Source organism: Nocardia elegans NBRC 108235 (genome assembly GCF_001612845.1).
GTDB lineage: Bacteria > Actinomycetota > Actinomycetes > Mycobacteriales > Mycobacteriaceae > Nocardia > Nocardia nova.
Genome location: NZ_BDBF01000113.1, coordinates 1 through 853 on the forward strand (window position 1 = coordinate 1; position 853 = coordinate 853).

The 853-nt window shown below is 66.6% G+C and carries 1 protein-coding gene; it reads left to right on the plus strand.

Features of this window, described 5'->3' with window-relative positions; translation table 11 throughout:
- Positions 1-224 precede the first annotated feature (224 nt).
- The coding region (locus tag NE2_RS34425; protein WP_146165407.1) for a DUF4226 domain-containing protein at positions 225-853 on the plus strand (629 nt) is incomplete at its 3' end.

The following is an 853-nucleotide window of genomic DNA, read 5'->3' on the forward strand; positions in this document are numbered from 1 at the left end:
CTCCGGCTGGGTCGGGTGCGGGTGTGGTGTCGGGGCCGGGTTCGCCCGCGGTATCGGTCGCGCCCGGATCCGCTGAGGCGCCCCCGGCCGCGGGCGCCGCCGCACCACCACCACCGGCCACCGATCGGGCGAGCCTGGAACCCGAACACGAGCCCAGCCTGATCCCCGGCATCGACGACCAAACCCTGGCCCAAGTCGCTCCCACCGCCATGATGGGCGGCGCCATGGCACTGTCCATGCTGCCCATGCTCGCCTCCGCCCTGTCCGGACTCGCCGGCGGCAACGGCAACGGCAGCGGCAGCGGCAGCGGTGGAAACGGTTCCGGCGCAACCACAACCGGCGACGGCAGCGACGCCGGCCTGTCCCCCCAAGCCCAGAAAGCCATCGCCGCACTCAAAAAACTCGCCGCCGCCTACGGCGACGAAAACAGCGACGACCCCGACGTCGCGAAACTCCGCAAAGAACTCGGCACCACCACCGGCAGCACCAGCGGCACCGGCACCACCGCAGGCGCCGTCAAAGCCCGCCAACTGTTCCAACGCAACGCCGCCACCGCCTTCAACACCCTCGACAACGACCTCTACAACTACATCTACTCCCACGCCGGCAAACACAAAGTCGACAAAACCGCCGTCCGCCAACTCCTGCGCGACGTCGACGCCGCCCTCGCCGAACTAGGACCCACCGCCTACACCAAAGCCGGACAACAAAAAGTCCACCAAATCCTCACCATCGCCCTCAAAAAAGCCCAAGCCATCGTCTCCGGCGGCAACACCAACTCCACCGAAACCGCCACCGAAATCGACCGCCTCACCAACCAATACCTCTACAACATCTACGGCAAAAAATACCC